General features: G+C 61.4%; 1 protein-coding gene. It reads right to left on the bottom strand.

Annotated elements, in window-relative coordinates:
- Positions 1–42 precede the first annotated feature (42 nt).
- Positions 43–1250 (bottom strand): IS3 family transposase gene (locus HGO92_RS23110; protein ID WP_169999086.1). Its coding sequence is split into 2 segments (ribosomal slippage): positions 43–995 and positions 995–1250, totalling 1209 coding nucleotides; the frame shifts between segments, so codons are not numbered across the junction.
- Positions 1251–1298: the final 48 nt, after the last annotated feature.

Genomic DNA, 1298 nt, shown 5'->3' on the forward strand with positions numbered 1-1298 from the left:
TGCGCTCGTCAAGTTTTTGAGACAGTTCATCGTTGATTTTGGTTATGCGGCCAGGGGTTCCTGGTCGCGGGTTTGATGGGCGGCGAGGGCTGCCGCGGGGGCTTTACCGCCGGCTCTGGCGTTGGGCCGTTTCCGGTTGTACCAGGCCTCGATGTATTCCATGACGCCGGTTCTGGCTGCGAGCCGGCTGGCGAAGCTGTGGTGGTGGTAGAACTCGGTCTTCAGGTGCGAGAAGAAATTTTCCGCTACCGCATTGTCCCAGCACACCCCGGTGCGGCCCATGGACTGGGTGATGTTGTTCCCGGCACACCAGGACTGGAACTCCGCGGACGTAAATTGAGATCCGCGGTCTGAGTGAAACACGGCGCCGTCTTCGTGCAGGTAACCGTGGTCGCGGGCCATTTCCAGGGCGCCGGTGCACAGGCTGGTGCGCATGTGCTTGTCCATGTTCCAGCCGATGACCATGCCGGTGCACAGATCGATCACGGTAGCCAGGTACAGCCAGCCCTCGCCGGTCTTCAGATAGGTAATGTCCCCGCACAGGCGGGTACCGGGAACCTGGGAGGAGAAGTCCCGGTTGCCGTCGGCGTCGAGCATGTGGTTCTCGATATGGGCGGTCTTGGCCTGCGGGTCCTGCTCGGTGGTCTTCTTCCACGCCTGTGTCCGCACCGCGCGCAGGCCTTTTTCACGCATGATCGCTCCCACCGTGGGCGCCGAAACATTTACCCCGTCCTCGTTGAGCATCTTCGTCAGCTGATCCCTCCCTGCCTTGCCTTTGGCGTCCTCGAATTTCGTCGTGACCGCGTCGACCAGTTTTTCGTGGCGCACGGCGCGTGGGGACGGGCCCTGGGGGTTGCGCCACCGGTAGAACGAGGCCCGGGAAACCTTCAGGACCTGGCAGAGCCAGGCGATCGGATAGTTGGCCTTCTCGGCTTCGATGAACCGGTAGTAATCCTCTACCGTTGCTTCGCTGCAAAGAAGGCGCTGACTTTTCCCAGGAACTCGATTTCCTGCTTCAGCTTCGCGTTCTCCGCCAGGGCCTTCTGGTGCTCCTCCCAAGGCACCGGCGCCTTCTCCTCGGTGACGAACTCGTCGGGATGCTCCTGCCGGTACTTGCGCACCCAGTTGCCCAGCGTGCCTTCATTGACGCCGATCTCCACGGCGACCTGGGCGATCGGACGACCCGAGGAACGCACCAGTTCCACGGCGTCTTCCTTGTACTTCTGGGTGTACTTCTTACGATCCGACATTAACGTGAGGGCTCCTTACAAGCTGTCTCACAAAACCATACGGCCGCA

This window comes from Crystallibacter degradans (genome assembly GCF_012952295.1).
Lineage (GTDB): Bacteria > Actinomycetota > Actinomycetes > Actinomycetales > Micrococcaceae > Crystallibacter > Crystallibacter degradans.